The organism is Stenotrophomonas sp. STM01 (assembly GCF_014852135.1).
Lineage (GTDB): Bacteria > Pseudomonadota > Gammaproteobacteria > Xanthomonadales > Xanthomonadaceae > Stenotrophomonas > Stenotrophomonas capsici.
In genome coordinates this window covers 307,679-334,614 of the sequence record NZ_JACVBA010000003.1, presented here as the reverse complement: position 1 = coordinate 334,614, position 26,936 = coordinate 307,679, and the positions used below count along the sequence as shown (strand labels likewise).

The 26,936-nt window shown below is 63.8% G+C and carries 22 protein-coding genes and 4 tRNA genes; 9 read left to right on the top strand and 17 right to left on the bottom strand.

The window, feature by feature from the left end; translation table 11 throughout:
* Nucleotides 1-647: 647 nt before the first annotated feature.
* Nucleotides 648-1,484: a surface-adhesin E family protein gene (locus tag IB227_RS15745; RefSeq protein ID WP_192288157.1), complete on the bottom strand. Its 837-nt coding sequence runs from the start codon at nucleotides 1,482-1,484 to the stop codon at nucleotides 648-650.
* A 78-nt stretch (nucleotides 1,485-1,562) separates the two neighbouring features.
* On the opposite strand from IB227_RS15745, the gene IB227_RS15740 reads away from it, so the two are divergent.
* The 7 genes from IB227_RS15740 (at nucleotide 1,563) to IB227_RS15710 (ending at nucleotide 12,594) form a co-directional block, all read left to right on the top strand.
* The gene (locus IB227_RS15740; protein WP_192288156.1) at nucleotides 1,563-1,817 is read left to right on the top strand and encodes a helix-turn-helix transcriptional regulator; all 255 of its coding nucleotides are present in this window, start codon (nucleotides 1,563-1,565) and stop codon (nucleotides 1,815-1,817) included.
* Between the two features lie 343 nt (nucleotides 1,818-2,160).
* Nucleotides 2,161-4,578, top strand: coding sequence for a type I restriction-modification system subunit M (locus IB227_RS15735; RefSeq protein ID WP_192288155.1), 2,418 nt, complete (start codon nucleotides 2,161-2,163; stop codon nucleotides 4,576-4,578).
* Nucleotides 4,569-5,807: a restriction endonuclease subunit S gene (locus IB227_RS15730; protein ID WP_192288154.1), complete on the top strand. Its 1,239-nt coding sequence runs from the start codon at nucleotides 4,569-4,571 to the stop codon at nucleotides 5,805-5,807. The genes IB227_RS15735 and IB227_RS15730 overlap by 10 nt, the downstream gene beginning before the upstream one ends.
* A gap of 26 nt (nucleotides 5,808-5,833) precedes the next feature.
* Nucleotides 5,834-7,711, top strand: coding sequence for a DUF262 domain-containing protein (locus IB227_RS15725; protein ID WP_192288153.1), 1,878 nt, complete (start codon nucleotides 5,834-5,836; stop codon nucleotides 7,709-7,711).
* Entirely contained in the window at nucleotides 7,704-10,805 is a 3,102-nt protein-coding gene (locus tag IB227_RS15720; RefSeq protein ID WP_192288152.1) for a type I restriction endonuclease subunit R, read from the top strand. The genes IB227_RS15725 and IB227_RS15720 overlap by 8 nt, the downstream gene beginning before the upstream one ends.
* Complete coding sequence (locus IB227_RS15715) at nucleotides 10,805-11,503, top strand: SprT family zinc-dependent metalloprotease (protein ID WP_225591899.1); 699 nt, start codon at nucleotides 10,805-10,807, stop codon at nucleotides 11,501-11,503. Before IB227_RS15720 ends, IB227_RS15715 begins: the two co-directional genes overlap by 1 nt.
* A gap of 539 nt (nucleotides 11,504-12,042) precedes the next feature.
* On the top strand, nucleotides 12,043-12,594 hold the full coding sequence (locus tag IB227_RS15710) for a hypothetical protein (protein ID WP_192288151.1): 552 nt from the start codon (nucleotides 12,043-12,045) through the stop codon (nucleotides 12,592-12,594).
* 446 nt (nucleotides 12,595-13,040) lie between these two features.
* Here the strand turns inward: IB227_RS15710 and IB227_RS15705 are convergent.
* The 4 genes from IB227_RS15705 to IB227_RS15690 all read right to left on the bottom strand — a co-directional run bounded on the left by IB227_RS15705 (nucleotide 13,041) and on the right by IB227_RS15690 (nucleotide 13,586).
* A tRNA-Glu gene (locus IB227_RS15705) sits at nucleotides 13,041-13,116 on the bottom strand.
* A 50-nt stretch (nucleotides 13,117-13,166) separates the two neighbouring features.
* Nucleotides 13,167-13,242, bottom strand: a tRNA-Ala gene (locus tag IB227_RS15700).
* A gap of 138 nt (nucleotides 13,243-13,380) precedes the next feature.
* Nucleotides 13,381-13,456 (bottom strand) — tRNA-Glu (locus tag IB227_RS15695).
* A gap of 54 nt (nucleotides 13,457-13,510) precedes the next feature.
* Nucleotides 13,511-13,586 (bottom strand) — tRNA-Ala (locus tag IB227_RS15690).
* A 205-nt stretch (nucleotides 13,587-13,791) separates the two neighbouring features.
* On the opposite strand from IB227_RS15690, the gene IB227_RS15685 reads away from it, so the two are divergent.
* On the top strand, nucleotides 13,792-14,187 hold the full coding sequence (locus tag IB227_RS15685; protein WP_192288150.1) for a hypothetical protein: 396 nt from the start codon (nucleotides 13,792-13,794) through the stop codon (nucleotides 14,185-14,187).
* A 63-nt stretch (nucleotides 14,188-14,250) separates the two neighbouring features.
* Nucleotides 14,251-15,246, top strand: a complete 996-nt coding sequence (locus IB227_RS15680; RefSeq protein WP_192288149.1) for a C13 family peptidase — start codon at nucleotides 14,251-14,253, stop codon at nucleotides 15,244-15,246.
* 107 nt (nucleotides 15,247-15,353) lie between these two features.
* Here the strand turns inward: IB227_RS15680 and IB227_RS15675 are convergent, their stop codons facing one another.
* The 12 genes from IB227_RS15675 to hisS all read right to left on the bottom strand — a co-directional run bounded on the left by IB227_RS15675 (nucleotide 15,354) and on the right by hisS (nucleotide 26,879).
* Nucleotides 15,354-16,001: a hypothetical protein gene (locus tag IB227_RS15675; protein WP_225591898.1), complete on the bottom strand. Its 648-nt coding sequence runs from the start codon at nucleotides 15,999-16,001 to the stop codon at nucleotides 15,354-15,356.
* Between the two features lie 185 nt (nucleotides 16,002-16,186).
* Nucleotides 16,187-17,707 (bottom strand): calcineurin-like phosphoesterase C-terminal domain-containing protein, encoded by a 1,521-nt coding sequence (locus IB227_RS15670; RefSeq protein ID WP_192288148.1) that lies wholly within the window; start codon nucleotides 17,705-17,707, stop codon nucleotides 16,187-16,189.
* Nucleotides 17,708-17,917: 210 nt separating this feature from the next.
* The gene (gene hisIE / locus IB227_RS15665) at nucleotides 17,918-18,556 is read right to left on the bottom strand and encodes a bifunctional phosphoribosyl-AMP cyclohydrolase/phosphoribosyl-ATP diphosphatase HisIE (RefSeq protein WP_132862872.1); all 639 of its coding nucleotides are present in this window, start codon (nucleotides 18,554-18,556) and stop codon (nucleotides 17,918-17,920) included.
* A complete protein-coding gene (gene hisF, locus IB227_RS15660; protein ID WP_132862871.1) occupies nucleotides 18,546-19,322 on the bottom strand; it encodes an imidazole glycerol phosphate synthase subunit HisF in 777 nt (258 codons plus the stop codon). The genes hisIE and hisF overlap by 11 nt, the downstream gene beginning before the upstream one ends.
* Nucleotides 19,316-20,050 carry a 1-(5-phosphoribosyl)-5-[(5-phosphoribosylamino)methylideneamino]imidazole-4-carboxamide isomerase gene (hisA, locus tag IB227_RS15655; protein ID WP_192288147.1) on the bottom strand — a complete coding sequence of 245 codons (735 nt, stop codon included), beginning with the start codon at nucleotides 20,048-20,050 and terminating at the stop codon, nucleotides 19,316-19,318. Before hisA ends, hisF begins: the two co-directional genes overlap by 7 nt.
* Entirely contained in the window at nucleotides 20,047-20,649 is a 603-nt protein-coding gene (hisH, locus tag IB227_RS15650; protein WP_192288146.1) for an imidazole glycerol phosphate synthase subunit HisH, read from the bottom strand. Before hisH ends, hisA begins: the two co-directional genes overlap by 4 nt.
* Nucleotides 20,646-21,719 carry a bifunctional histidinol-phosphatase/imidazoleglycerol-phosphate dehydratase HisB gene (gene hisB, locus IB227_RS15645; protein ID WP_192288145.1) on the bottom strand — a complete coding sequence of 358 codons (1,074 nt, stop codon included), beginning with the start codon at nucleotides 21,717-21,719 and terminating at the stop codon, nucleotides 20,646-20,648. The genes hisH and hisB overlap by 4 nt, the downstream gene beginning before the upstream one ends.
* A complete protein-coding gene (gene hisC / locus IB227_RS15640) occupies nucleotides 21,716-22,798 on the bottom strand; it encodes a histidinol-phosphate transaminase (protein ID WP_318639556.1) in 1,083 nt (360 codons plus the stop codon). Before hisC ends, hisB begins: the two co-directional genes overlap by 4 nt.
* Complete coding sequence (gene hisD / locus IB227_RS15635) at nucleotides 22,795-24,090, bottom strand: histidinol dehydrogenase (RefSeq protein WP_192288143.1); 1,296 nt, start codon at nucleotides 24,088-24,090, stop codon at nucleotides 22,795-22,797. Before hisD ends, hisC begins: the two co-directional genes overlap by 4 nt.
* The gene (gene hisG / locus IB227_RS15630; protein WP_192288142.1) at nucleotides 24,087-24,998 is read right to left on the bottom strand and encodes an ATP phosphoribosyltransferase; all 912 of its coding nucleotides are present in this window, start codon (nucleotides 24,996-24,998) and stop codon (nucleotides 24,087-24,089) included. Before hisG ends, hisD begins: the two co-directional genes overlap by 4 nt.
* A gap of 9 nt (nucleotides 24,999-25,007) precedes the next feature.
* Nucleotides 25,008-25,334, bottom strand: a complete 327-nt coding sequence (locus tag IB227_RS15625) for a YerC/YecD family TrpR-related protein (protein WP_132862864.1) — start codon at nucleotides 25,332-25,334, stop codon at nucleotides 25,008-25,010.
* Between the two features lie 138 nt (nucleotides 25,335-25,472).
* Complete coding sequence (gene hisS / locus IB227_RS15620) at nucleotides 25,473-26,879, bottom strand: histidine--tRNA ligase (protein WP_192288141.1); 1,407 nt, start codon at nucleotides 26,877-26,879, stop codon at nucleotides 25,473-25,475.
* Nucleotides 26,880-26,936: the final 57 nt, after the last annotated feature.

Sequence of the window (26,936 nt, the reverse complement as noted above, 5' to 3'; positions counted from 1 at the left end):
AACCCCGATGCACGCGCACTGCTGATAGAACTTCGCGCACTGTATCGACCCTCGAAAGGAAACGTGGTTTTCCTGAGCCTGCGGGAGGCGACAAAGCGAATTGGGGTGGGCCAGCGGCGCGTGCAAGCAGCGTTCGCCGCGCTAATTGAGCGCGGGTGGATCACTGTCGAAACTCCAGGCGGCTTCACGTACAAGACCCGACACGCCACGAGCTACCGACTGGAGAACGAAGCCGGGGCCGCCCTGGACGCAAAGCCATCCAAGCCATACATGCGATGGCAACCGGATGCCGGGCTGGAGGCAAAACCATGAGGACTCGCCCCCATACGCTCTCGCATGCCAAAAAAACACGGCAGCTGAAATGACTACCGACAGTAGTTGCTACAACTACAGTGGCGGCAGAAAATTCACCACTCTGGGTCTTCACGGCAGCCAGAATGACTACCGTCAGGCCAATTTTTGGGCGCTCACGGTAGCCAAAACAGCTACACAGATATAGTTACCAAGTGGGGGATTGCGGGGAAACGTTTTGAGCGCGCCGCTCATTAGTCACCGGCTATGCCGGCAGCCACCCTGAGCTGCTGGCAGCCAACATGGGCGCTGGTCTACGTGAACGATGAGTTTCTCTCAAAAGAATCCGTCGTGTTTTAGAGCCTACAGAGGGCCTCATAGGCCGGAACATACAGCGAGTCTGCCGAAAAGCTGTCCCGCTTCAAGTCGGCGCCGCTTTGCTCGTCCACAAAGAGTTGCTTGCCTTGGTAGAACGAAACTAGCTTTAACAAGGAGGTTTGGCGGGATAGACAATGGAAGGTCGTTAGTTCTTGCACTTCATCAATCATTACCCCTCCAGGTCCAGGGCCAAAGGCATGGGGGAACTGGACCTTCAGCCAGGCAGTGACGTTGGAACCGCGTTTGTTGACGGATTCCGGGCTGATGAAAATTTGTCCACCATCAATTGATGTCGAGATTTTTTCCCATGTCATTTGCTGGCTTGGGGTGTTGGATGTGGTGGCTTCGACCTGAGCCGTCGGGGGCCGTGCTACCGCCCGGGACGAGGACGCTGACTTCGACCATCCCAATTCGGACATACAGCCCTTGTGGATGACCCTCTGTTGGCGTCGGGCGGCGATTAGTGCACCAGCTGCTGCTCCTTGAGCAAAGCCACCTGCGAACGCGTCACCAACACTTCGGGCTGGGGTGGTCGTGCCTGAATAAGTACTGCGGTAGGTACTACCGTTCGGACCATAGGTGATCGAGCTGCCGGGGACATGAGCGCCCTGTCTCGGAGATTGCGGCACGTTCACGGAGGGCATAGGGGCCGCTCCAACTGCGACCCGGTTGCAGTATGCGTCGTCAATGACCAATTGATGTTCTTGCTGTGCCGGATCGGCGATTGAAGGGTTCTGCCATTTCGCCCCCGTCAAAGCGACAACACAGAGTGCTGCCAAGCCAGCGTGATATCGCCTGGAGGGGTTGTTGTCCATCGTTCCCAAGTCGTAGCCCTACGATTTGATGAATATATTCCGTGGACCAGGGGTCTCGTCAAGCGGGAGCCTATCCCCATGAGCCGTCCCTTTGAAGCAGTCAGACGAGAACTCGCGGGTAATATCCGCGAGTTACGTCTTGCTGAGGGGCTCTCCCAGGAAAAGCTAGCTCTCGAGGCGGGGATCGATCGCACCTACATCAGTCAGATCGAACGCTCAGTCGGGAATCCATCGCTATTGGTGTTGTGCAAGCTTGCTGACAGACTTGGGGCAGATGTAGCCACCCTGATGACTGCCCTCGACTCCAAAGAAGGTTCCGCCCAGGAAAGATGAAGTCGGCCGAAGATTGATCGGCGGCGGAAGTGAGGTCTTGTCAGGAGGTCGCTATCGTTATCGGATAGTCATGCGCCGCCGATGGCGCTCGGCCGTACTGATTTGGGACACCATCCTCCGGTGGCGCGGCCACGCGCCAACATTGGAAGCTGAAGCAGAACACCTGTTGGCCGCCTTGGGCCAGAGCATCAAAGCAGCGCGAAGTTTTTGCAATGGCAAAAAACAGTTCGTCATAGCATCCTTGAACCCCGCGCTTGCGCCAGTGACGGCCTGACACTGCCGCGCTGCACCCCACCGACCCACCCATACAGGGCGGGCCTTGCTATTCCAGCCCTTATCAACCATGCCCATCAAGAAGTCCGACCTCTATTCCTCCCTCTGGGCCAGCTGCGACGAACTGCGCGGCGGCATGGAGCCATCCGAGTACAAGGACTACGTCCTGTTCATGCTGTTCATCAAGTACGTCAGCGACAAGTACGCCGGCGACGATCTGGCACCGCTGGTGATCCCCGCCGGGGCCAGCTTTGCCGACATGGTGGCCTTCAAGGGCAAGCCGGACATAGGCGAGCGCATCAACACCCGGGTCATCCAGCCGCTGGTCGAAGCCAACAGCAGCAGTCTGTCACTCAGCGACTTCCCCGACTTCGACGACCCCAAGAAACTGGGCGAAGGCAAGGAACGCCAGGACAAGCTGACCAACCTGGTCGCCATCTTCGAAGACCCGGCACTGGATTTTTCCGACAACCGTGCCGAGCACGACGACATCCTTGGCGATGCCTACGAATACCTGATGCGCCACTTCGCCCAGGATTCGGGCAAGAGCAAGGGCCAGTTCTACACCCCGGCCGAAGTCAGCCGCACCATCGCCCAGTTGATCGGCATCGGCCCGCACAACACCAACCGCCAGACCACCGCCTATGACCCGACTTGCGGGTCAGGGTCGCTGCTGCTGAAGGTGGCCGCCGAAGCAGGCAAGCAGATCACCCTCTATGGGCAGGAAATCTCGGCCACCACCGCCGGCCTGGCACGCATGAACATGATCCTGCACGACTTCCCAGATGCGTCCGTGCAGTCAGGCAACACCCTGGCCGACCCCAAGTTCAAGGGAGGCGAGCGGCTCAGGACCTTCGACTACGTGGTCGCCAACCCACCGTTCTCGGACAAGGCCTGGAGCAGCGGCCTCACCCCGGATGCCGACCCTTTCCAGCGCTTCGCCTGGGGCGTGCCGCCGGCCAAACAGGGCGACTACGCCTATCTGCTGCACATCATCCGCAGCCTCAAGGCCAGCGGCAAGGGTGCCTGCATCCTGCCGCATGGCGTGCTTTTCCGCGGCAATGCGGAAGCTCAGATCCGCCGCCAGCTGGTTGATAGCGGTTACCTGACCGCCATCGTCGGCCTGCCGGCCAACCTGTTCTACGGCACCGGCATTCCCGCCTGCATCCTGCTGCTGGACAAGGAAAACGCCAGCGTCCGCCGCGGCATCTTCATGATCGATGCCAGCAAGGGTTTCCTGAAGGACGGCGCCAAGAACCGCCTGCGCGAGCAGGACATCCACCGCATCGTCGACACCTTCAACAAGGCGCAGCACGTGCCCGGCTATGCGCGCATGGTCGGCTTCGATGAGATCCGCGACTCGAAGAACGACTACAACCTGAACCTGCCGCGCTATATCGACAGCAGCGCCGCCGAAGACCTGCAGGACATCGAAAGCCACCTGCTAGGCGGCATCCCGCAGCACGACGTGGACGCACTGGCGACGTACTGGGCCAGCATGCCCGCCCTGCGCGAGACCCTCTTCGAGGACGCCGGCCGCCCCGGCTACCTGCAACTGACGCGGCCGCAAGCCGAGGTGAAATCCGCCATCCTCGGCCACGCTCAGTTCCAGGCCTTCCAGGCCACTGCGGCCGAACTGCAAACCCGTTGGCAGCAGCACATCCGCCCGACATTGGCCGGTTTTGCTGAAGGCGGCTCCCCCAAGCAGTTCATCCACGAGGTTTCCGAAAGCCTGCTGTCCGCCTATGCCAAGGCGCCGCTGCTCGATGCCTACACCATCTACCAGCACCTGATGGACTACTGGGCACAGACGATGCAGGACGATGCCTACCTGCTGTCTGCTGATGGCTGGAAGGCCGAGCCCGCACGCATCATCGAAACCAACAAGAAAGGCCAGCGCAAGGACAAGGGCTGGGCCTGCGACCTGGTGCCCAAGCCGCTGGTCGTGGCGCGTTACTTCGCTGCCGAACAGCTGGCGCTTAATGCCACCAGCGCCGCGCTGGACAGTGCCGGCAGCGCGCTGGAAGCACTGGAAGAAGAGCACGGCGGCGAGGACATGGCCTTTACCGGGTTCGACCGGATCACCGCCGCACAGGTGAAAGACCGCATCCGCGAAATCGGCAAGGACAGCGAAGCCGCCGAAGAGCTCGCCGTGCTGAAGCAGTGGCTGGCACTGACCGACGAAGTAGCCGCACTGAAAAAGCAGCTCAAGGCGCTGGATGCCGAACTCGACGCCAAGGCGCTGGCCAAGTACCCGCAGCTATCAGTGGCCGACATCCAGGCCCTGGTGGTGGATGACAAATGGCTGGTCACGCTGTCCGCTGCCGTGCAGGGCGAGGTGGAGCGCGTATCGCAGGCCCTGACCCGACGGCTGAAGGAACTGGCCGAACGCTATGACGCACCGCTGCCACAACTGGCAGCGCAGGTAAAAGAACTGGAAAGCAAGGTGGCCGGGCATCTGGCAAAGATGGGGTTTGCGTGGAACTGAAGGCCGGCTACAAGCAGACCGAGGTTGGAGTGATTCCCAAGGACTGGGAATGCTCCCATATTGGTCCTTTGATCGACCTGCTAACGGGACATCCCTTTCCAAGTGGTGGCTACACAGATTCAGGAGTTCGCTTACTCCGAGGTTCGAATGTCAAACGTGGCAAAACCGATTGGAGCGAGGATCTAACCAAGTACTGGCCTGAAGTGTCAGGTGAGCTTCGCAAGTACCAACTTGTTGTCGGCGACATTGTCGTCTCCATGGATGGATCATTGGTTGGAAGAAGCTTTGCGGAACTCGAAGCATCGGATGTGCCGGCGCTGCTGCTTCAACGTGTAGCGCGTGTGCGTTCTACATACGTTGATCAGTCCTATCTGAAGACTTGGATCTGTAGCAAAAAATTCACCGACCATTGCGACTCAGTAAAGACTACGACGGCAATTCCTCACATCAGCCCTGCGGACATCAGATCGTTCAAGATCGGGCTTCCGCCCACTAAGGATGAGCAATCCGCCATCGCCACCGCTCTCAGTGACGTGGATTCGCTGCTGGCCGCGCAGGATGCGTTGATCGCCAAGAAGCGCGCCATCAAACAAGGCGCGATGCAGGAGCTGCTCACCGGCAAGCGCCGCCTGCCGGGGTTCAGTGGGGAGTGGGAGGTGAAGTCGCTGGGGGAAGTGGCGAAACTTTCCAAAGAAGGTATCGACCCGTCGGCGACCCCAGAGGCTCTTTTCACACACTTCAGCTTGCCTGCGTTCGATGCCTTGGAAGCACCTGTTGTCGAGGCTGGAGCCTCTATCGGGAGCAACAAATTTGTTGTTCCACAAGGCGCGGTACTGCTGTCTAAACTGAATCCGCGCATTCCGAGAGTCTGGGCTCCGAACGAAGTGCCGTCGAATTCGGTTTGCTCAACAGAGTTCCTGGTTCTTGTTCCAAATGAATCGGTTGATAGAGGGTTCTTGCTGCTTGCCTGTCGGTCTGGTCATGTCAGTGCTCAAATGGAATTGCATGCAATCGGGACGACAGGTAGTCATCAGCGAATCCATCCACGCCAGGCGCTGAAGATCAAGATACCTATCCCTAAAGATCCAGGAGAGCAATCGGAGATATCTAAGGCTATGAGCGACATGGCCACTGAAATAACCGCGCTCGAAGCCCAACGCGCCAAAACCGCCCAACTCAAGCAAGGCATGATGCAGGCACTGCTTACCGGCCGGATCCGGTTGGTCTGAAGCAATACAAGGAAACAGGGGGAACCATGTCGGCTATTACACCGTACTACCGGACCATCCAGCAGTTGCTGCAGGGCCGTTCGTTTGCCATTGACGAGTACCAACGCGAGTACAAGTGGGAGAAAAAGAACATCGAGGACCTGCTCAACGACCTGCAGGCCAAGTTCTTTGCCCATTACCAGCCCGGCCACGAGACCAGTGCAGTCAACGGCTATGGCGAATATTTCCTCGGCTCGATCATCGTCAGCCAGCGTAACGGCAAGAACTATCTGGTGGATGGCCAGCAACGCACGACCTCGCTGACGCTGCTGTTTATCCACCTGTATCGGGCTGCCAGCGAGAAGCAACTGGCCGTCGCCGCCACCATGGCGCCGCTGATCTACAGCGATGACATGGGCGTGGCCAAGTTCAACCTGGATATTCCCGAGCGCTTGGACATCATCCGTGCGCTGTACGAGGGCAAGCCTTTCGTGCCGGACGACAAGGACGAATCTATCCAGACCATGCATACCCGCTACCAGGAGATCGAGGCCAGCGGGCTGGTGGAAGAGCTGGGCGAGGGGCTGTCGCACTTCATTTACTGGTTGATGCGCAAGGTCGGCCTGATCGAGATCGCCACCGACAATGACGCCTATGCCAGCGTAATCTTCGAATCGATGAATGATCGCGGCAAGCCGTTGGGCCCAATGGACATGCTCAAGGCCTACCTGCTCGCCCCGATCACCGATGCTGCCACGCGCTCGGAGGTAAACGTGGCCTGGCGTAACCAGGTGCTGGAGCTGATCACGGTGGACCAGGAGCACCAACATGACCGCGACGGGGAGTTCATGCGTGACTGGCTGCGCGCCCAGTATGCCGAGAGCATCCGCGAGCGCGTTGCCAACGCCACCGAGCGGGACTGGGAGCAGGTGGGCAGCATGTTCCATCGCTGGGTACGCGACAATCACACCCGGCTGGGGCTGGGCAAGGCCGATACCAATGCTGTCTTCGTCCAGAATAGCTTCCGCTTCTTCGCCAAGGCCTGGTTGCTGGTCCAGCAGGCCAGCGCGGTTTACACGTCCGGTCTGGAGGCCATCTACTACAACGCGCGCAACGGCCTGACGCTGCAGAACACCGTATTGCTGGCACCGCTGGTCGAATCGGATGATCCGGCCACCGTTCGCCGCAAGCTGGCAGTGACGGCAACGTTTCTGGATATCTGGATGATGCGGCGCAAGGTCAACAATATCCGCACCGGCTATTCGTCGATCTACTACGCGATGCACCAGCTGAACAAGAAGATCCGCCGCAAGGGTCTGGATAAGCTGGTGCAGCTGCTCGGCAATGAACTGGCCAATGACGAGATTACCGTGCAAGGCAGCGCCACGCAGAAGTGGCGGAAGGGACTCGCTGGCTTTGGTTTGAACCAGCACAGCAAGGCCTACATCTACCACCTGCTGGCGCGGGTCACGGCCTTCACCGAGTTGCACTCCGGGCGCGGTGACAGCTTCCCGGCTTTGATGGACCGTGTAAGCAAGAATCCGTATGACATCGAGCACATCTTTGCCGATGACTTCACTGCGTACGCAGATATGTTTGTCAGCGAACAGGAGTTCGATGAAGTTCGCAACAATGTCGCTTCGTTGCTGCTGCTGCCGCAGGATGTTAACCGCAGCCTGAAAGCCAAACCGTTCGGCGAAAAGCGCAAGATCTACGCACAGCAAAACTTCTACGCGGCCAGCCTGAGCGATGCGATCTATCAGCATCAGCCGCAGTTCCGGCAATTCAAGCAAACCCATCAGCTTCCATTCGAAGCGCATGCCAATTTCACTAAGTTGGAACAGGGCAAGCGTGCCATGCTGTTGATGGCTCTGGCCGAAGTCATTTGGTCACCTGCGAAGCTGGAGGCTGCCGCTCATGCCTAACCGTCCTCGCGCCGAACGCACTACCCAGAACCGTGTGGCCAGGCTGTTCACTGACCCCTCGCGTACGGACTGCCTGGGCTACGACAACCTGGGCGACTGGAGCAGACGCGAGGGAAATCGCAATATCGAGCCGGATTACCTCAGCGCCAACCTGAAACGACGCGGCTACTCCGATGCGCTGGTATCGGCGGCGTTGCGCCAGCTGCAAGCCACCGCAGAGATCCGCGGCAACACCCTGTACGATGCCAACTTTCGCACCTATGGCCTGCTGCGCTATGGCGCCGACGTGCAGACCGCACTGGGCGAGCAGACCCGGAAGGTCCACTTCATCGACTGGGCGAACCCGCACAACAACGATTTCGCGCTGGCCGAGGAAGTCACCCTGCGTGGAGGTCTCGAGCGCCGCCCGGACATGGTGCTGTACATCAACGGCATCGCCATCGCGGTGATCGAGCTCAAGCGCGGCAGCAAGGACAAGGCCGAGGGCATCCGCCAGCTGATCAGCAACCAGGAACCCGCCTTCAACCAGGCGTTTTTCAGCACGGTGCAGCTGCTGATGGCCGGCAATGATGCGCAAGGGCTGTATTACGGCACCGTGGGCAGCCCGGAAACGTTCTATGTGCAGTGGAAGGACGACGCCGGCCTGGCCGCTGGCGAGCCCGGCGTGCTGCTGGACCGGCCGCTGGCGCAGATGCTGGACAAGGCGCGGCTGCTGGATTTCCTCTACCACTTCGTGATCTTCGACGCCGGCATCAAGAAGGTGCCAAGGCAACACCAGTACGCCGGCATCAAGGCCGCGCAGGAACGCACCCGCAGACGCGAAGGGGGGGTGATCTGGCATACCCAGGGCAGCGGCAAGAGCATCCTGATGGTGCTGCTGGCCAAATGGCTGCTAGAGGACGACGCCAATGCCCGTATCCTGGTCATCACCGACCGCGAGGAGCTGGATGACCAGATCACCAAGGTATTGAAGAACTCCGGGCTGGATTCCACCCGGGTAGGCTCGCGCACCGACCTAGTGGACAAATTGGGCGCAACCACGCCACGGCTGTTGTGCGCGCTGATCCACAAGTTCGACACCAGCGACCTGACCGCCCTGCCGCCGCACGCGCACGGACGCTTCTACGTCTTCGTGGACGAAGCCCATCGCACCCAGGGCGGCGACATGAACAAGCAGATGAAGCGCTGGCTGGGCGATGCCATCTTCATCGGCTTCACCGGCACGCCGCTGCTGCGCAAGGACAAGAAGACCACCCACGACGTATTCGGGACCTACATCCACACCTACAAATTTCCCGAAGCGGTGGCCGACAAGGTGGTGCTGGACCTGAAGTACGAGGCGCGCGAGGTGCCGCAGGCGCTCGGCAACCGGAAGAAGATTGAAGAGTACTTCGCCAACAAGACCAAACACCTCAACAACTTCCAGAAGGCGGCACTGCGCAAACGCTGGGCCACGATGGAAGAGCTGCTCAGCTCGGGCGAGCGCAAGGACCGCATCATCCGCAGCATCCTGGAGGATTTCGACACGCGCCGCCGCCTGAACGACGGGCGTGGCACGGCGATCCTGGTGGCCGATGAGATCTACGACGCCTGCCACTATTTCCGGCTGTTCCAGAACACCAGTTTCGGCCGGCATGTCGGCATCATTACCTCCTTCGAGCCGGACAAGACGCTGTATTCGAAGGAGCCGGCCGGCAGCGATTACCGCTACAAGTACGACACCTACCGGGATTGGGTGCTCAAGGATTTCGACAGCACCGACAAGTACGAAGCGGAGATGAAGCGGCGCTTCAAGGACGAGCCGGCCAACTGCAAGCTGCTGATCGTGGTCAGCAAGCTGTTGACCGGCTTTGACGCGCCCAGTTGCTCCTACATCTACCTGGACCGCAACCTGCGTGACCACGACCTGTTCCAGGCAATCTGCCGCACCAATCGCCTGGATGGTGATGACAAAGACTACGGTTATATCGTCGATTTCAAGGAACTGTTCGGCAAGGTACAGGAGGCCATTTCGGTCTACAGCTCCGACCAGCTGGTGGTGGATGGCAAGGACGGGCAGGACGGCAATGTAACCCTGAAGAACTGGATCAGCGAAGGCGTGAAAAAGCTGGAGGAGAGCCGCGAGGCGCTGTTGCACCTGTGCGAGCCGGTGCCGCCGCCGCGTGAGCTGGAGCAGTTCATCGCCTACTTCTGCGGCCAGGCACAGGACGCCGAGGCGCTGGAACAGGCCGAGCCGCTGCGCATTTCCTTCTACAAATTGGTGACGGCGTTCGTGAGGGCCTGGGCGGACATTGGCAGCGAGTTGTCGAACGCCGGCTACGACGAGGCCACGATTGCCCGGCTGGAGCGGGAGGTGGCCTTCTACGCCGAGATGCGCGCGACCATCAAGAACCATTCCGGCGAGGAGTTCGACATCAAGCCCTTCGAGGGCGATATGCGCGACCTGCTCAACCGCTACGTGCGCGCCGATGAGGCGCGTGAACTGGGTGACATGGGCGACCTGTCGCTGGTGGACCTGATCGTCAAGAGCGGCATCCACGACGCCATCGCGCAGAAGCTCAATGCCAAGGGCAGCAGCAACAAGGCGGTGGCCGAGGGCATCATCAACAACATGCGCAAGGCCATCATCCAGGAGCGCCTGACCGATCCGCGCTTCTTCAAGGAGATGTCGAGCCTGCTGGACGAGCTGATCAAGCAGTCGCGCGCCGATGCGGAAAGCTACGCGGAGTTCCTGAGGCAAGCCGAAGCACTGGCTAGGAAGCTGGCGACGCATGCAGCCGGTGGCGAGCAAGTGCCCGAGGCGTTGCGTGACAAGCCCGAGGCCTCCCTTATCTACCGCAACCTACCGGACATCCTGGCCAGACCCGTCGATGCCACGCACATTGCCGATGATGCGCCGCTGTACGGCAACGAGCTGATCGGTATGGCGGTGAAGATCGATGCGATCATGCGCACGGATGTGCCGGCCGGCTGGAAGGGTGACGCGATCAAGGAACGTGCCGTGCAGCGTGCCCTGCTTGCGGTGGTTGAGGGCAACCGTGATGCCATGCTCAAGCTGTTTGACCTGGTCAAGAACCAGGCTGGCTACCGCTGATGGACACATTCCAGCTGGGCGAAATCGAAATCTCCGTGATGCGTAAGGACGTCAAGAACGTACACCTGACCGTGCAACCGCCAGAAGGCCGGGTCACGCTGGTCGCACCCATGCGCTCGCGCCTGGACGTGCTTAGGGCCTACGCCATCACCCGGCTCGGCTGGATCCGGAAGCAGCAGGCCGGGTTCCGCGCGCAGGCCCGCGAGGCACCGCGCCGCCATGTCACCCGCGAGAGCCACAGCGTGTGGGGGCGTCGCTATCTGCTCGATGTGCAGATCGTCGATGCCAAACCCGGTGTCCGCCTCGATCACAAGCGCATCACGCTGAGTGTTCGCCCCGGCACCGACGAGGCGAAGCGCTCCGAAGTGATGCACGCCTGGCACAAGGCGCAGCTGCATGCCGTGCTGCCCGATCTCATTCGCGCCTGGGAGTTACGACTAGGGGTGAAGGTGCAGGCCTACTACCTGCAACGCATGAAGACCCGCTGGGGCAGCTGCAACCATGCCCGCGGCCATATCCGCCTGAACACGGAGCTGGTGAAGAAGCCGCGGCACCTGCTCGAGTATGTGGTGGTCCACGAGATGGCACACCTTATCGCGCCAACCCACGACGAACGCTTTATCGCACTGCTTGATGAACACTTCCCGCGATGGCGGGAAGCACGCGCAGAGCTCAATAGTCTTCCGCTTTCTGCGTAGTGATGAGGGCAGCGGTACGGCCAGATGAAGCAAGTACCTGATCCTGATGCACCAAGGAAGCCCACTGAACGGAACGCCGTCATCGCGGGTACTTTCGCTAGCACCACCAACCTTTGCGGGTATTTTTGAGGGTACGCTAAAAATTAATCCAAGAAAAACGCATTAAATACAAGTAGATATGAACTTTGTTCAGGTGCGCCCACCCCAATGCAGTGGCCGACAAGGCCCGAAGCAGGCCGGAATCCCCGAATAATCAAGGGCTTCCGGCCTTTTTCGTTTCCGCCTCCGTGCGCCCGCTTCCGTCGCAAACCGTCAGGCCGTGGGCATATTTGGGGGCATCTGCCCCCGTCGACCATCCAGATACCCCCCACTGACCGACATGGCCCTCCGCAAGGCCAATCTCACCGCGCAAGCTTAAAGAGCCTTCCGACGGTCACCACCTGGGAATTGCCCGATGGCATCGAGGAACCTACGATCAATTCTTGCAAAAGGAAGACCCCCTGCCTTCGAGGCCTTCCAAACCTGGAGATGTGCTTCCCATGCCGGAAAAAGGACAGAAGACGAAGCTGCTTTACTTTTGGCTGTCCCGCGAGGATGTCGCCGAGTTCAGCGATGCACTGCATGAGGCGCTCCCGGATATGCGTTGGCGCTGCTCGCATACGGGCGCTGACCGTCTTCTGATTCACAACTTCGACACGCTCCAGGCTGCGCTCGATTGCGAGGCAAGTGCAATCGTCAGCCAGGCATTTGCACCCGTGTGCCGGTCGGAACTGCAATTCCTCCGCTCCTACTGCATGCATATGACGGACATGAAGGATGCGACAGGGCATGCCTACGACTCTGAGATTGATGTAGTCAACTATGGACGCATGGCGATTCGGTGGAACACGCTGGACGGGGATGATGCACCCCTCACGGCGTTGCTCAACACGATCTGGAAAACGTTCAAGCAAGTGACCCTGCCTGCAAAAGTGCATACCACCGCGGGCCATCCGATCCCAGGCTTCAGGATCGGAAAGCAGATGCATGAAACTGCAAGGAGCGAAAGGCTGTACCTGAAGGCGAATGGGCCCTTCTGCCTTCTCGACTAACTTCCACGTGCGTCGCCGCGCCCATGTATGTCGCAGCGCTCCCATACCCCCTGCCGATCAACGCGCTTCGGCTCGATCGACCAAGGAGAAGGGACTGCCGTCGATGCGCCGCCTCGTACCATGAACGACATGCGTTGATCTGAGCACATTGGTTGGAAGCGAGCCATCCGATCATCAACAGGATGCTCGGCTCGCCAGACACTTCTTTCGTAAGCCTTCGATCTTCGGAAGCCTGGCGGGAAGCGTCCTGCATGCATTGGCAATGCCATCCTTCGGCCCGAGCATTCGCCATCACCGGCAACAGTGCCCTCCCGGCATCTGCAGGCGCATCCGCGACAAGGAACTGTTGATACAAACCGCAACTGGAATCCAGCGAACCCAGCATGCCCCCGGCGCCAAATTTCAGGCAAAGAAAAAGCCCCGGTTTCCCGGAGCTTTTTTGGAAATGGCGTCCCCACGGGGATTCGAACCCCGGTCGCCACCGTGAAAGGGTGATGTCCTAGGCCTCTAGACGATGGGGACGCGTATTCTTCAAATTCGAGTTGTCTATCCGGACGGCCTAATGTCCGAATTGGTGGAGCTAAGCGGGATCGAACCGCTGACCTCCTGCATGCCATGCAGGCGCTCTCCCAGCTGAGCTATAGCCCCACGTTGTTACCGCGAGCCTGCCATTATGGCAGACTTTCTGTTGGAAAGGAAACTCTTTTTTCCTTCCGGACCATCCTGGGAGGATGATCTTTTCAACAGAATCCCGACACATGACCGGGACCGTACTACAGTGATGAATGGCGTCCCCACGGGGATTCGAACCCCGGTCGCCACCGTGAAAGGGTGATGTCCTAGGCCTCTAGACGATGGGGACGCGTTATACTCATCAAGTTGTTTTCGACGATCCGAACGGCCTAATGTCCGGATTTGGTGGAGCCAAGCGGGATCGAACCGCTGACCTCCTGCATGCCATGCAGGCGCTCTCCCAGCTGAGCTATGGCCCCGACGTCGCCGAGAAAGAAATAATAGCCCGGCTTTTTTAGGCCCGCAAGACATTTGTGAAAAAATTTCTTCACATCTCGCCAGCGAACAGGTCATCGCGCCCAGGGCCAACTGGCTAAACTCCTACGCACATGGGATGGGCTTCCCGGCTGCCCCGGCAGGAAGCACGCGGCAACGTATCGGCTCCATCCCTGCGAGGAGCATCGCATGCCGGTCGTGGTCATCGTGCTGACTTTCATCTTCATCAACCTGGGCTGCGGACCGGTCCATGCACAACAGGTGTTCAAGTGCCGCACCGACGATGGGATCGCCTATCAGTCCCTGCCCTGCGACGGCCCGCCGTTGAAGCAATGGACGGCGGCACCCGAACCGTTCGACCGGCACGCGCAGGCGCGCCTGCAGGCCATCGAGCGTGAACTCAAGCGTGCCAATGCCGTGTCGGCACGGCGGACACGGCGTTCCGGCCGACCCCCCACTCCCGCGGCGGGTGCCTGTGAGCTCGCGCGGCGCGGTCGCAGCCAGGCCTATGCCAAGGCCGGGCTGAAACGGGACTTCGCGCTCTCCAGCCATTGGGACAACCAGGTCCATGCCGCCTGCTGGTAGGGGCTGGACGCTGAAAGGCGCGGAGTCGATAGAATCCAGGCAACTCCTCCGCGACCTGTGGCCATGGCCAGATCCCCGCTCCGCTGCCTGCTGTCGCGCCTGCGTCCTCTGGCCTTGTCCGCTGTCCTGCTGTTCGGCATCTGGCCTGCGCTGGCGCGCACACCGGAAGCCCCGGACTGGCAACCCACCACGCCCGCGTTCGGGCGCGCACAGAAGGCATTGCTGGACGGCCAGATCAATGCCCTGGCCGCGCAGCGACCGGGCGTCACCGACCTGTACGTGCTGGGCGTGGCCGGGGATGTCGATGAAGACGTCTTCCGCAACGAAGTGCTGTACCTGCGCCAACTGTCGGCACAACGCTGGGACGCCGAGGGCCGCATGCTCAGCCTGGTCAATCACCCCGATACGCGCGCCGGGGCGCAGGCACAACCGCTGGCGACCTACCAGAGCATTGGCTACGCGCTTGATGCACTCGGCCAGCGACTGGACCCCAAGGAGGACGTGCTGCTGGTCTACCTGAGCAGCCATGGCCTGGACGACAGCAGCTTCTACCTGCATACCGGACCGGGCCAGGAGGACTACCTCACGCCCGGGGACCTGACCGAATCATTGAACGAAGCGGGGATCGGAAACGCGGTGATCGTGGTCTCCGCCTGCTACTCCGGCGGCTTCATCCCCGCCCTGAAAGCCCCCAACCGGATGATCATCACCGCGGCGCGCCACGACCGCCCCTCCTTCGGCTGCGGCAACACCGACAGTGCCACCTGGTTCGGGCGTGCCTTCCTGGTGGAAGCGATGAACGCCACCAGCGATTTCGCCGATGCCTTCTCACGTGCCAGCGCCACCGTGCGCGAGCGTGAAAAGGAAGAAGGCGAGTTGCCATCCGAACCCCAGTTCGATGCCGGCAAGCGCGTCAGCAGCGTGCTCGGCAAATGGCGGCTGGGCCTGCCAGAGACGGCCGCCGTGCCCTACCCGTACGTGCATGTGCCGCGGGCCCCGACGGGCGCGCTACGCACCAAGGCACCGGCTGACGGTCGCGCCAACAAGAAGGGCTTGTAGGCGGCCGGTGGGCATCCAGATGCACAGGGCCGCGGCATGCAGGGGTTTGGCACTGCCGGCGAAACACTGCAATGGGGTCCGCAATCGAGGTCGCTGCTACCGTGCCTTCAGCGACGCATGGCTTCGGTAGCCTCGCTGACGGCGGAGGCCGGCAGTACGGTGATCGGGCTGGCCCGCTCCGCAGGGGCCACCAACGTCACCGACATCGCCGCAATCGCGGTGACGCTGCCATCGGCGTCACCACGCGACACCGCATGCCCCGTACTGCGCGGCTGGTCGGCAACCTGCGCCTGGGGCAACTCGACCACCCGCCCGCGCACGGTCACCCGGTCGCCGGTCCGTACCCGTGAACCCAGTCGCATCGTGTACTCGGCGTCGGCCGGCATGTTGATCGACGTGTCGTAGCCTTGGTCGAGCACGAACACCCCGTCGGACGTGGCCGGATTGCCATCGCCTTCGTCCTGGATGAACCAGCCTATCGGCGGCCCGGCACTGCCCGCTCCCTCACCCAGGGTTTCCTTCATTTCCTGGCCGACGTCGTCGCTGTCACCCATCAGATTGCGCACGACTACGCCCTCGACGAGCACATCGCTACCCAGCAGCGGGCTGACGGCTCCCGTGCCCTGCACCGTGCCGATCAGCTTGCGTGCCGGATCGATGGGTTCGACCACCGTCTCGGTCGCAGGCAACGAACAGGCGCTGCAGGCCAGCATCCATGCCATCAGGGCGACGCCCGTCACTTCCTTGTTGCGCATGTGTTGGTCTCTTGCGGTGCCGGTGCGGGAACGGTGAAGGGTAAGGGAATTGGCCGGGCGCGCCCTCCCCGTTGGGGGCGCCGTCGAAATCCCGGGGAAGGCAGCAGCCGCTCGGAGCAGGCCGTGCGTGTGTCGCGGCCGGGGCGGTTCCTGCCCAGCGGCCCCGCCCATCGGCGTGTTCGTTGTCAGGGGCTGGCGGACTGCAGGCGGTAACCGGTGGTAGCGGTATAGGACTTGCCGTTCAAGGTAGTGCGCACTTCGACGGTGTGCTCGCCCTCGGCCAGCCCGGTCGGCAGCGCGGCGCGCCACAGGTGCGTGGAGGGCACGGCTTCGGGGGAGCGATCGTAGCCGCGCAGCGTTTCGGCCAGGTCGTCGGCGATGTTCTCCACCAGCAGCCGCGGGTCGGGCTGGCGGACCTGCTTCATCGCCTGCCACTGGCCACCGTCGACACGGAACTCCACCGGCAGCCCGTCATGGCCCATGAACACGTTGGCGTACACACCCCAGGCCGGATAAGCGCCCTGGCGCAGCACCTTGGGCGCATGCAGCGCGATCTGATGGTCCGCCGGCGCACGCGCGACCCGGTACTCGACGCTGTACTGCCCATGCGGCTGCACGTTGAGCAGGCCGTAGCCGTTGGGCGTGCCGTCGGCCATGGTCGTATCGGGGATGCCCTGCGCATCCTTCACGCCGGACCAGAACGCGCCGCAGGCGGCGCCGACGTTGTATTCGTGCAACGGCCGCGCCCCCTTCCACCCCTGCGCGGCCGACCAGAACACCTGGCTCTGGTTGTGGGTGTGTCCGCTGAGGATCAGCGGGTGCTCCACCTTCTCCAGCAGGGCAAACAGGCGGGCGCGGTCCTGCTCACGGAAGACGTGGTCGAACAGCGGGATATGGAGGCCAAGCACGACCAGCTTGTCGCGGCCAACCGTGGGCAGGTAGCCCTCCAGGAAGGCGAACTGGTCCTCGCGCAGGCCGCCGATGTAGGCCGGCTTCTGCCCGGGTTGGGCGAGGATGTCGTCCAGCCCGATGAACACCATCGATGCCTCTTCCCAGGCGTAGGTGTCCGGCCCGAGGTAACGGTGGTAACTGGCCAGCGATGTCGCATCACTGCTCGCGCCGATGTCCATGTCGTGATTGCCGGGAACATGCAGCCACGGCACGCCGAGCGACGTCACCGCACGGGTGAGCGCCGGATACAGCGAGGGATCGTCATTGGTGACATCCCCCAGCGTCATCCCGAGCCGTGCCTGATGCTTGCCACGCAGTGGCTCGATGATGTCGCGCTCGAAATAGCCCACGTCCAGCGCACTGCCGGTCTGGCTGTCGGCCATGACCAGCGCCTGGAAGCTGTCCGGCGCGTCCGGCTGCGGCACCAGTGCAAACGGCCGGCACTGCCCACCCTGCCCATCACGCGGACGCCAGATGTCCGGCAACCCATCAGCACGCGCGGCCGCGGCGTAGCCGGCAGGCTTGATGACGAAGATGTTCGGTTGCGTGGAGGCCGGGAGCTGGTAACGGCCAGCCTTGTCGGTCAAGGCGATGTGCTCGCCATCGGAAATCCTGATGCCGGCCAGCGGCGCTTCGCCCGCATCCTGCCTGCCGTTGCCGTTCGCATCGACGAAGACACTACCGCTGCTGCAGGAGGCGGCCGCCACGAACGGCACACCGGCCAGCAACAGGCCGGTCAACAGGGAATGACGCATGGAATCCTCGGCGGGCGGATGATGTACGGACCTCCATTATCGCCCCGGCGTTGCGACAGCGGCATGGCGGAAACTGGCGGCCGACGGGAGGAGGCCGTTGCCGCAGGGAGTGCGGGCCAGGCGTGCGGAGAACCTGGCCGGGCTTCATCCCCGCCCGCGTTTGCCGAGCCCTCCCCCGGCCGTACCGACGGGAGGACCTGCATCATTGCTTCAGCCGGCCGCCTTCTCCACGGCCTTGGCGTGGCGCGTCTCCAGCACGGCCACCGCATCCTCCAGCGACAGGCCGCGCGAGCGCAATAGCACGATCAGGTGGAACAGCAGGTCGGCCGACTCGCCGAGCAGGTCCTCGTCACGCTGCACGACACCGGCCAGCGCCGTTTCCACGCCCTCCTCGCCCACTTTCTGCGCGATATGGCGCGGGCCCTTCTCGAACAGCTGGGTGGTGTAGCTGTTGAGCGGGCGGTCGTGCTCGCGCTGCTTGACCAGTGCGTCCAGCGCGCCGAGGAAATTGCCGGGCGTGGCGCCGAAGCAGCTGGTGGCACCGGTATGGCAGGTCGGCCCGTGCGGGCGCACGCTGACCAGCAGTGTGTCGGCGTCGCAATCGGTGCGGATCTCGACCAGCTCCAGATGGTTCCCCGAGGTTTCCCCCTTCGTCCACAGCCGCTGCTTGCTGCGACTGAAGAACGTGACCCTGCCGCTCGCCCGGGTCTTGTCCAGGGCATCGCGGTCCATGTAGCCCAGCATCAGCACGCGCAGCGTCGCCGCATCCTGGATGATGGCCGGCATCAGCCCGTCAACCTTGGCCCAATCCAGCGTGGCCGGGTCGACCGGCGTGAAATCAGTAGACATCCCTTACCTCGATCTGTTGTTCGCGCAGGAACTGTTTCAGTTCCGGAATGGCGATGGCGCCAGAGTGGAAGACACTGGCGGCCAGGGCCCCGTCCACGTCAGCCTGTTCGAACACGTCGGCAAAGTGCTGTGGCGTCCCGGCACCGCCGGAGGCGATCAACGGCACCGTGCTCACCGCCCGGGCCTGGCGCAACTGGGCAATATCGTAGCCCCTGCGCACGCCGTCGCTGTCCATGCAGTTCAGCACGATTTCACCTGCGCCGCGTTGCTGTACTTCACGCACCCAGTCCAGCGTCAGCCGCGCCTCGGCACGGGTCTTGGCCGGGTCGCCGGTGTAGGAACGCACCCGCCATTGGCCGTCGGGCTCGCGGATGGAGTCGATGCCGACCACCACGCATTGCTCGCCGAAAGCCTCGGCCAGCGCCTCGATCAGCGCCGGGTGCTCCAGCGCCGGGGTGTTGATGGAGATCTTGTCCGCGCCGGCATGCAGCACCGCGCGGGCGGTCTCGACGTCTCGGATGCCTCCGGCCACGCAGAAGGGGATGTCGATCAGACGGGCGACGCGTTCGATCCAGGCCCGGTCCACCGAGCGCCCTTCCGGGCTGGCGGAGATGTCGTAGAACACCAGCTCGTCGGCGCCGGCGTCGCGGTAGCGCAATGCCAGCTCGGTGATGTCGCCCATGTCGACGTGGTCACGGAACCTGACGCCCTTGACCACACGGCCTTCGCGCACGTCCAGGCAGGGAATGATGCGGCGGCTCAACATGCCAGGGCCTCGTCGAGTTGCAGCCGGCCTTCCAGCAAGGCCTTGCCCAGCACGGCGCCACCGCAACCGGCTACCTTGGCCGCGTGCACGTCGGCGACGTCACGCACACCGCCGGAAGCCTGCACCGCCACCCCGGGCAGCAGTTGCACCAGGTGCGCGTACAGGTCGATGTTGGGACCGGTCAGCATGCCGTCACGGGAGATGTCGGTGCACAGCAGGTGCTTCATGCCGGCTTGCGCATAGCGCTGGGCCAGTGCATCCAGGGTGACGTCGGCGGTTTCAGTCCAACCATGGACCGGCAGGCGCCATACGCCGTCCTCGCCCTGACGGGTATCCAGGGCGATGGTCAGGTGCTCGGCACCGAACTCGGACAACCACGCCAATACATTGTCCGGCGCGCGCACCGCCAGCGAACCGATCACCACGCGGCTGGCGCCGGCATCCAGGATGCGCGCCACGTCATCGCGACCGCGCACGCCGCCGCCGGTCTGCACCTTCAGTGTGGTGGTCGAGGCGATCTGCGCGAGCAGCGGTGCCAACGTGTAGCCACCGGCCTTGGCCGCATCCAGGTCGACCAGATGCATCCAACGCGCGCCGGCGGCGGTGAAGGCCTGCGCACGCGGCAGCGCGTCGTCGCCATAGGTGGTCTGTTGGGCGTAGTCGCCCTGCAGCAGGCGCACGACGCAGCCGTTGCGGATGTCCAGCGCGGGATAGACGGTAAAGCTCATGGGAAATCGGTCTCGATGAAGTTGCGCAGGAGGCGGGCGCCGGGGCCGGCGGAGCGCTCCGGATGGAACTGCGCGCCGCACAGGCGACCGCGCTGCACCACCGCGGTGAACAGCCCGCCGTGATGGCAGGCCGCGACCGTGTCCGATGTCACCGGTGCGGCATAGCTGTGTACGAAGTAGGCACTGGCACCAACGGGGACGCCGTCCAACAAGGGCGATTCGCGCAGCGCCAGCAATTTGTTCCATCCCATGTGCGGCACGCGCACGCCCACGCCCGGATGCAGGCGACGGACCACGCCGGGCAACAACCCCAGGCAATCGACCTTGCCTTCCTCGGAAGCCTCGAACAGCAGTTGCATGCCCAGGCAGATACCCATCAGCGGCACCTGCAGGGCACGCAGCGGCTCGACCAGGCCCTGCGCATGCAGGCGCCGCATGCCTTCGGCCGCTGCACCAACGCCGGGCAGGATCACCCGCGGCACGCCCACCAGGTCGTCGGCGGTGCGCACCATGCGCACCGTCTGCCCCAGACGCTCCAGTGCATAACGCACCGAACCCAGGTTGGCACCGCCGGCATCGACCAGGCCGATCGTGCTCACAGCGCCCCCTTGGTCGTGGGCAGCTCGGTGCCTTCGCGGCGGATGGCCTGGCGCAGGGCGCGGGCCAATGCCTTGAAGCAGGCTTCGACCTTGTGGTGATCGTTGTCGCCTTCCACCTTGAGGTTGAGGTTCAGCCCGGCCGCGTCGCACAGGGAGCGGAAGAAGTGCGGTACGAGTTCGGTCGGCATATCCCCTACCCGCTCGCGCTTGAAGTCACCCTCGAACACGAAGTACGGGCGGCCGCTGAAGTCCAGCGCGGCGCTGGCCAGGGTTTCGTCCATCGGCAGGGTAAAACCGTAACGACCGATGCCGCGCTTGTCCCCCAATGCCTCACGCAGCGCCTGGCCCAATGCCAGGCCGGTGTCCTCGATGGTGTGGTGCTCGTCGATGTGCAGGTCACCCTTGGCCTCGACCTCCAGCGCGAAGCCGCCGTGACGCCCGATCTGGTCGAGCATGTGGTCGAAGAACGGCAGGCCCGTGCTGATCTTCGCCTTGGCCACGGTGTCCAGGTCCACGAACACGCGGATCTGGGTTTCCTTGGTGTCGCGCTGCACGGTGGCGCGGCGCGGTGCGTCGGCCAGCTCATGAGCGATGCCGTCCCAATCCCACTCGCCGCCGAACTGCCCGGTGCGCAGCTGGAAGCCGCGGATCTTCAGGTTGTCGGCGAACTGGATGTCGGTGGGACGGTCGCCCACCATGCCCGAGCGCGCCCAGTCGATGCCCCGGTCCTGCAGGTACGGCAGCATCATGCCGATGCCCGGCTTGCGGTTGGGGCTGTTGTCGTGCGGCCAGCTCGGGTCGATCAGCACGTCGCGGAAGACGATGCCCTGGCTGGCGAAGATCTGCAGCATCAGGTTGTTCGGGCCATCGAAGCTTTCCTGCGGGTAGCCTTCGCTGCCCAGCCCATCCTGGTTGGACACGATGACGAACTGGTAGCCGGCATCGCGCAGCTTGAGCATCGCCGGGATGACGTTCTTCACCAGACGCAGCTTTTCGTAGGCGTCGATCTGGAAATCGGCCGGCTCTTCGATCAGTGTGCCGTCACGATCGACGAACAGGATGGGGGTCATGTAACGGGCTCCAGCGTGGCGAGGGCGTCTAGGACGCGGTCATTCTGTTCGGGCGTTCCCACGGTGATGCGCAGCGCATCGTGCAGTTGCGGCGCGGCGCGCTGGTCGCGCACCACCACCCCGGCGCGCAGCAGCGCCTGGAAGGCGGCTTCGGCGTCGATGAAGCGCACCAGCAGGAAGTTCGCGTCGGAGGCATACACCTTGCGCACATGCCCCTGCAGCGACAGCGCCATGCGCAGGCGGTCGCGCTCGCTGCGTACGGTGGCAATGCGCGCGCGGGTCTGCTGCAGCGCCTGCTCACCCAACCCCGCCAACGCCAGCGCCGAGCATGGGGTCGGAACGGGATACGGCGCCTGGCAGCGGCGCAACACCGCGATCAGGCCGGGATCGGCGATGACGCAGCCAATCCGCGCCGCCGCCAGAGCGTGGGCCTTGGACAGGGTCCGCAGTACCGCGACGTTGTCATGGCCCGCCAGCAGGCGCGTCGCCGAGGGCGTGTCGGCGAACTCGGCATACGCCTCGTCAACCACCACCAGCGCCTGGCCGCGCAGGGCCTCGGCCACCCGCTCCACCTGCGCCAGCGGGATGCTCAACCCGGCCGGGTTGGACGGCGAGCACAGGAACACCAGCTTGGCGCCGGCTTGCCTGGCGGTGGTGATGATGGCGTCGATGTCCGGCACGAAGCCCGCCGCGGTGTCCTGCAACGGCACCTCCAGTGCGGGCGCGTTCTGCAGGCGGGCACTGACCGAATACATGCCGAACACCGGCGGGGTATACAGCACCGCATCGCGGCCCGGCACGCACAGCGCACGTACCAGCAGGTCGATGACCTCGTCGCTGCCACGCCCGATCAGCAGTTGCTCCGGCGCACAGTCGTACAACGTCGCCAGCCGTCCGCGCAGCGCCTGCGGTTGCGGGTCCGGATAGCGCCGGCAACTGGCCAGGGGGTCGCCCGGGTTGGCCCACGCCGATTCATTGGCGTTGAGCCAGATTTCGCCGTCGAGCTTGGCGCTGCGCGCCGAGGAATAGCCGGTGAAGCCACGCAGGTCATCGCGTACAAGGTCGAGCACGCTGCTCACGGCATCACTCCCAGCCGCAGGGCGACGGCGTTGGCGTGCGCGCCCAACCCTTCTGCCCGCGCCAGGGTCAAGGCACATGGGCCGATGTTGGCGATGCCCTCGGCACTGGCCGCCTGCACGCTGATCTGGTTCTGGAAGCTGGCGACGCTGACGCCGCTGTAGGCGCGCGCGGCGCCGGCGGTCGGCAGGACGTGGTTGGTGCCGGAGCAATAGTCACCCAACGCCTCCGGCGTGTAGTCCCCCATGAACACCGAACCGGCGGCCTCGACCTGTTCCAGCCAGCGGCGCGGTTCGCGCAGGGCCAGGATCAGGTGCTCCGGTGCGTAGCGGTTGGAGATGGCGAACGCCTGGGCGATCGAGTCGACCTTGATCAGCAGCGAAGCCGCCAGCGCCTGCCGGGCAATGCCCTCGCGCGCCAGCTGCGCCACCTGGGCCTCCACCTCATCCTGCACGGCGGCGATCAGCGCAGCGTCGTCGCTGAGCAGCAGCACCTGCGAATCCGGCCCATGTTCGGCCTGCGACAGCAGGTCGGCCGCGACGAAGGCGGGATTGGCGCCGGCATCGGCGATCACCAGCACTTCGGATGGCCCGGCCGGCATGTCGATGGCCGCCGCACCGGCCTGCGCGACCTGCTGCTTGGCCTCGGTGACGTAGCTGTTGCCCGGGCCGAACAACTTGTCGCAGGACGGGACGGTATCGGTGCCGTATGCCATCGCCGCGATCGCCTGCGCTCCGCCGATCTTGTAGACCCGGTGCACGCCGGTCAGGCGCGCGGCCACCAGCACCGCCGGGTCGGCACTGCCGTCCTTGCGCGGCGGCGTGCACAGCACCACTTCGCGGCAGCCGGCCAGACGCGCCGGCACCCCGAGCATCAACGCGGTCGATGGCAGCGGCGCGCTGCCGGCCGGCACGTACAGGCCGACGCGACCGATCGGGCGGATCATCTTCTCGCAGACCACGCCCGGTGCGGTTTCCACCGCGTAGGGGCGAGCCATGCCGGCGCGGTGATAGGTATCGATGCGATCGGCCGCCTGCTGCATGGCGATGCGCAGCTCGGCCGGCACCGCCAGCTCGGCGGCCGCAAACTCGGATTCACCAACCTCAAAGCGCTCCGGTGCCACCCCGTCGAAACGGGCACTGATCTCGCGCAGGGCCACGTCGCCGTCCTCGCGCACCTGTGTGATCAACCCGGCGACCGATGCCCGGGTCTGCTCGGCCACCGCCTGCACCGGGCGGGTCAAGGCGCGGGCCTGGCCGTCGGCGTCCAGCGCATTCCAGTCGAGGATGTTCATACCAGCGACTTCTCCACGGCCAGCACCATCAAGCCCTGTGCGCCGGCACGCTCCAGCTCCTCCAGCCGTTGCCAGCTCAGTGTCCCGTTGCACATGGTCTGCAGCCGCACCGCGCTGCCACTACCCGGCAGCCGCAGCAGCGGTTCGGCATCGGGCAGCAGGCGCGCCAGCGCGTCCACGCGCTCCTCGGCGGCGCTGAACATCAGCAGCTTCTGGTCCTGCACCTTGGTCAGGCCATCCAGGCGGCGCAACAGCATCGCCATCAGGCCGGCGCGGGCGTCATCGAGTTCATTGACCGGGCCGGCCAGCACCGCTTCGCTTTCGAGCAGGGTCTCCACCGGCTTGAGCTGGTTGGCCGCCAGGGTCGCGCCGCTGGATACCAGATCGCAGATCAGCTCGGCGGTCCCCAGCTTCGGCGCGATCTCCACCGAGCCGGACAGTTCGACCACCTGCGCATCCACGCCCTTTTCCTTCAACCACGCGCTGAGGACAGCCGGATAGCTGGTGGCGATGCGCTTGCCCTGCAGCATCTGCACGCCCTGCCAATCCCACTCTTCCGGCACCGCGATCATCAGCCGGCACTGGCCGAAGCCCAGCCCGCGCAACGGTTGGTAGGCATCGGGCAAGCCGATCTGGCGGCGCGCCTTGGCCTGTTCGTCCAGCTCGTTGAGACCCACCACGCCCAGGTCGCAGACACCGTCGGCGATCAGGCCCGGGATGTCGTCATCGCGTACCAGCAGCAGGTCCACCGGCAGCGACTCGCCGAAGCAGAACAGCTTGTCGCGGCTTTGCCGCCAGCTCAGCCCGCAGGCCGCCAGCAGGCTGCGCGCAGGGTCGGCCAGCCGGCCGCTCTTCTGGATGGCGATACGCAACCGGTCACGCGCCGGTGCGGAGGTGGAAGCACTCATGTTCGGGTCTCAGTTGGATTCGGTCTTGCGCGCAGCCAGGCGCTCGATGGCGGTGAGGTAGCCCCCGGCGCCGTGCTCGAGCGAGCGCGCCACCCGGCCGATGGTGGTCACGCTCACCCCGGTCAGGTCATAGATCTCGCGGTATGGCACGCCCTTGCGCAGCAACGGCACCACCCGCCAGCGGTCGGCCATGGCCTCCAGCTCGGCGGGGGTGCACAGGTCGCGCAGGAAGGCCTGGACGTCCTGCGGCTTGTCCAGCGCGGCCAGCACACGCGCCAGCGCCTTCAACGGGGCATCGGAGGCCTTCTCTTTCTCGGTATCGGGACGTGGCTTCATGACGTATCAATGTATTAGCGTGCTAATACATTAGTCCAAGCGGGTGCACCGGTCAAACCCGCAACGAAAAAGGCCCCGCGATGCGGGGCCTTTGTTCAGCAGGATCGAGGGTTGTCCGGGCCCGGAGGCCCTGCCCACTCAGCGCGCCATCGCGCGGGCCTGCTCCAGCTCCACCTGCAAGGTGGTGGCCAGCTCGTCACGGGCGACCTCGAACTGCTGTTCACGCAGCAGGTCCTTGACCGCGACCACGCCGCGCGCCAGCTCATCCTCACCGGCCAGCACCACGAAGCGGATACCCGCCTTGGCGGCGTACTGGAACTGCTTGCCGATCTTCTTCGGCTCCATCTGCACTTCGGTGTTGATGCCACCGGCGCGCAGGCGACGGGCGATGTCCAGCGACTGCGGCATGGCGGCCTCGTCCATCAACGCGACCATCGCCTGCACGCTGCTCTCGGCGATGCCGTCGATCAGGTTGGCCTCGCGCAGCTGCCAGAACAGGCGGGTCAGGCCGATCGAGATGCCCACGCCCGGCAGCTTGGACTTGGTGTAATGGCTGGCCAGGTCCTCGTAGCGGCCGCCCGAGCAGATCGAGCCGATCTGCGGGTGGTCGAGCAACGTGGTCTCGTACACGGTGCCGGTGTAGTAGTCCAGGCCACGGGCGATGGAGAAATTCAGGCAGTACGCCGGTTCCGGCACGCCCAGGCCCTTGACCAGCTCCAGCACCTCGCGCAGCTCGGCGGCACCGGTACGCAGCGATTCGCTGGCCGACTGGCCGGCATCGGCCAGCACCGCGTCCAGCTTGGCCAGCGCATCGGCATGCGATTCCGAACGTACCTCCACGAACGCCAGGATGCGCTCGACGGCATCCACCGGCAGGCCGAAATCCGGGCCCAGCAGGGTTTCACGCACGTAATCGGCACCGCGCTTGTCGAGCTTGTCGACCTCGCGCAGCACCAGTGCCTGCTGCTGCGGGTCAGCCACGCCCTGGGCCTCGAAGAAGCCGCGCATGAACTGGCGGTTGTTCAGCTGCACGGCGAACTTGCCGATGCGCAGCTCGGAGAACACCGCATTGATGACCGCCAGCACTTCGGCGTCATAGCGGATGCTCAGCGCGTCCTTGCCGATCACGTCCACGTCGCACTGGTAGAACTCGCGGAAACGGCCCCGCTGGGCGCGCTCGCCACGGTAGACGCGCTGCATCTGGTAGCGACGGAACGGGAACGTCAGGTCGTGCTCGTGCTCGGCCACGTAGCGGGCCAGCGGCACGGTCAGGTCGAAGCGCAGCGCCATTTCGGGCAGGCCCTTCTCGCCGGACTCGGCCGCATTGGCCAGCGCGCCGGTGGACTGCACGAAGTACACCTGTCGCTCGGTTTCACCGCCGGACTTGGTCAGCAGCACGTCGGACAGCTCGAACACCGGGGTCTCCACCGGCAGGAACCCGAAGCGCTCGTAGTTGCGGCGGATGACGTCCAGCATGCGCTGGAACGCGATCTGCTCGCGCGGCAGCAATTCCATGATGCCGGGCGGGGTACGGGGCTTGATCACGGGCGAAACTCCTGCAACTCAGTGGGGTGGACGACCGCCAATTCTAGCGCCAGCCCG

Coding starts and splice junctions, on each gene's coding strand:
- hisA (WP_192288147.1), bottom strand. CDS start 20,050: ATGAGCTTTACCGTCTATCCCGCGCTGGACATCCGCAACGGCTGCGTC.
- hisD (WP_192288143.1), bottom strand. CDS start 24,090: ATGAACATCCTCGACTGGAATGCGCTGGACGCCGACGGCCAGGCCCGC.
- IB227_RS15725 (WP_192288153.1), top strand. CDS start 5,834: ATGTCGGCTATTACACCGTACTACCGGACCATCCAGCAGTTGCTGCAG.
- IB227_RS15715 (WP_225591899.1), top strand. CDS start 10,805: ATGGACACATTCCAGCTGGGCGAAATCGAAATCTCCGTGATGCGTAAG.
- hisB (WP_192288145.1), bottom strand. CDS start 21,719: ATGACCCCCATCCTGTTCGTCGATCGTGACGGCACACTGATCGAAGAG.
- IB227_RS15740 (WP_192288156.1), top strand. CDS start 1,563: ATGAGCCGTCCCTTTGAAGCAGTCAGACGAGAACTCGCGGGTAATATC.
- IB227_RS15745 (WP_192288157.1), bottom strand. CDS start 1,484: ATGGACAACAACCCCTCCAGGCGATATCACGCTGGCTTGGCAGCACTC.
- IB227_RS15710 (WP_192288151.1), top strand. CDS start 12,043: ATGCCGGAAAAAGGACAGAAGACGAAGCTGCTTTACTTTTGGCTGTCC.
- IB227_RS15685 (WP_192288150.1), top strand. CDS start 13,792: ATGCCGGTCGTGGTCATCGTGCTGACTTTCATCTTCATCAACCTGGGC.
- IB227_RS15670 (WP_192288148.1), bottom strand. CDS start 17,707: ATGCGTCATTCCCTGTTGACCGGCCTGTTGCTGGCCGGTGTGCCGTTC.
- IB227_RS15720 (WP_192288152.1), top strand. CDS start 7,704: ATGCCTAACCGTCCTCGCGCCGAACGCACTACCCAGAACCGTGTGGCC.
- IB227_RS15735 (WP_192288155.1), top strand. CDS start 2,161: ATGCCCATCAAGAAGTCCGACCTCTATTCCTCCCTCTGGGCCAGCTGC.
- IB227_RS15625 (WP_132862864.1), bottom strand. CDS start 25,334: ATGAAGCCACGTCCCGATACCGAGAAAGAGAAGGCCTCCGATGCCCCG.
- IB227_RS15675 (WP_225591898.1), bottom strand. CDS start 16,001: ATGCGCAACAAGGAAGTGACGGGCGTCGCCCTGATGGCATGGATGCTG.
- hisIE (WP_132862872.1), bottom strand. CDS start 18,556: ATGTCTACTGATTTCACGCCGGTCGACCCGGCCACGCTGGATTGGGCC.
- hisF (WP_132862871.1), bottom strand. CDS start 19,322: ATGTTGAGCCGCCGCATCATTCCCTGCCTGGACGTGCGCGAAGGCCGT.
- IB227_RS15680 (WP_192288149.1), top strand. CDS start 14,251: ATGGCCAGATCCCCGCTCCGCTGCCTGCTGTCGCGCCTGCGTCCTCTG.
- hisG (WP_192288142.1), bottom strand. CDS start 24,998: ATGAGTGCTTCCACCTCCGCACCGGCGCGTGACCGGTTGCGTATCGCC.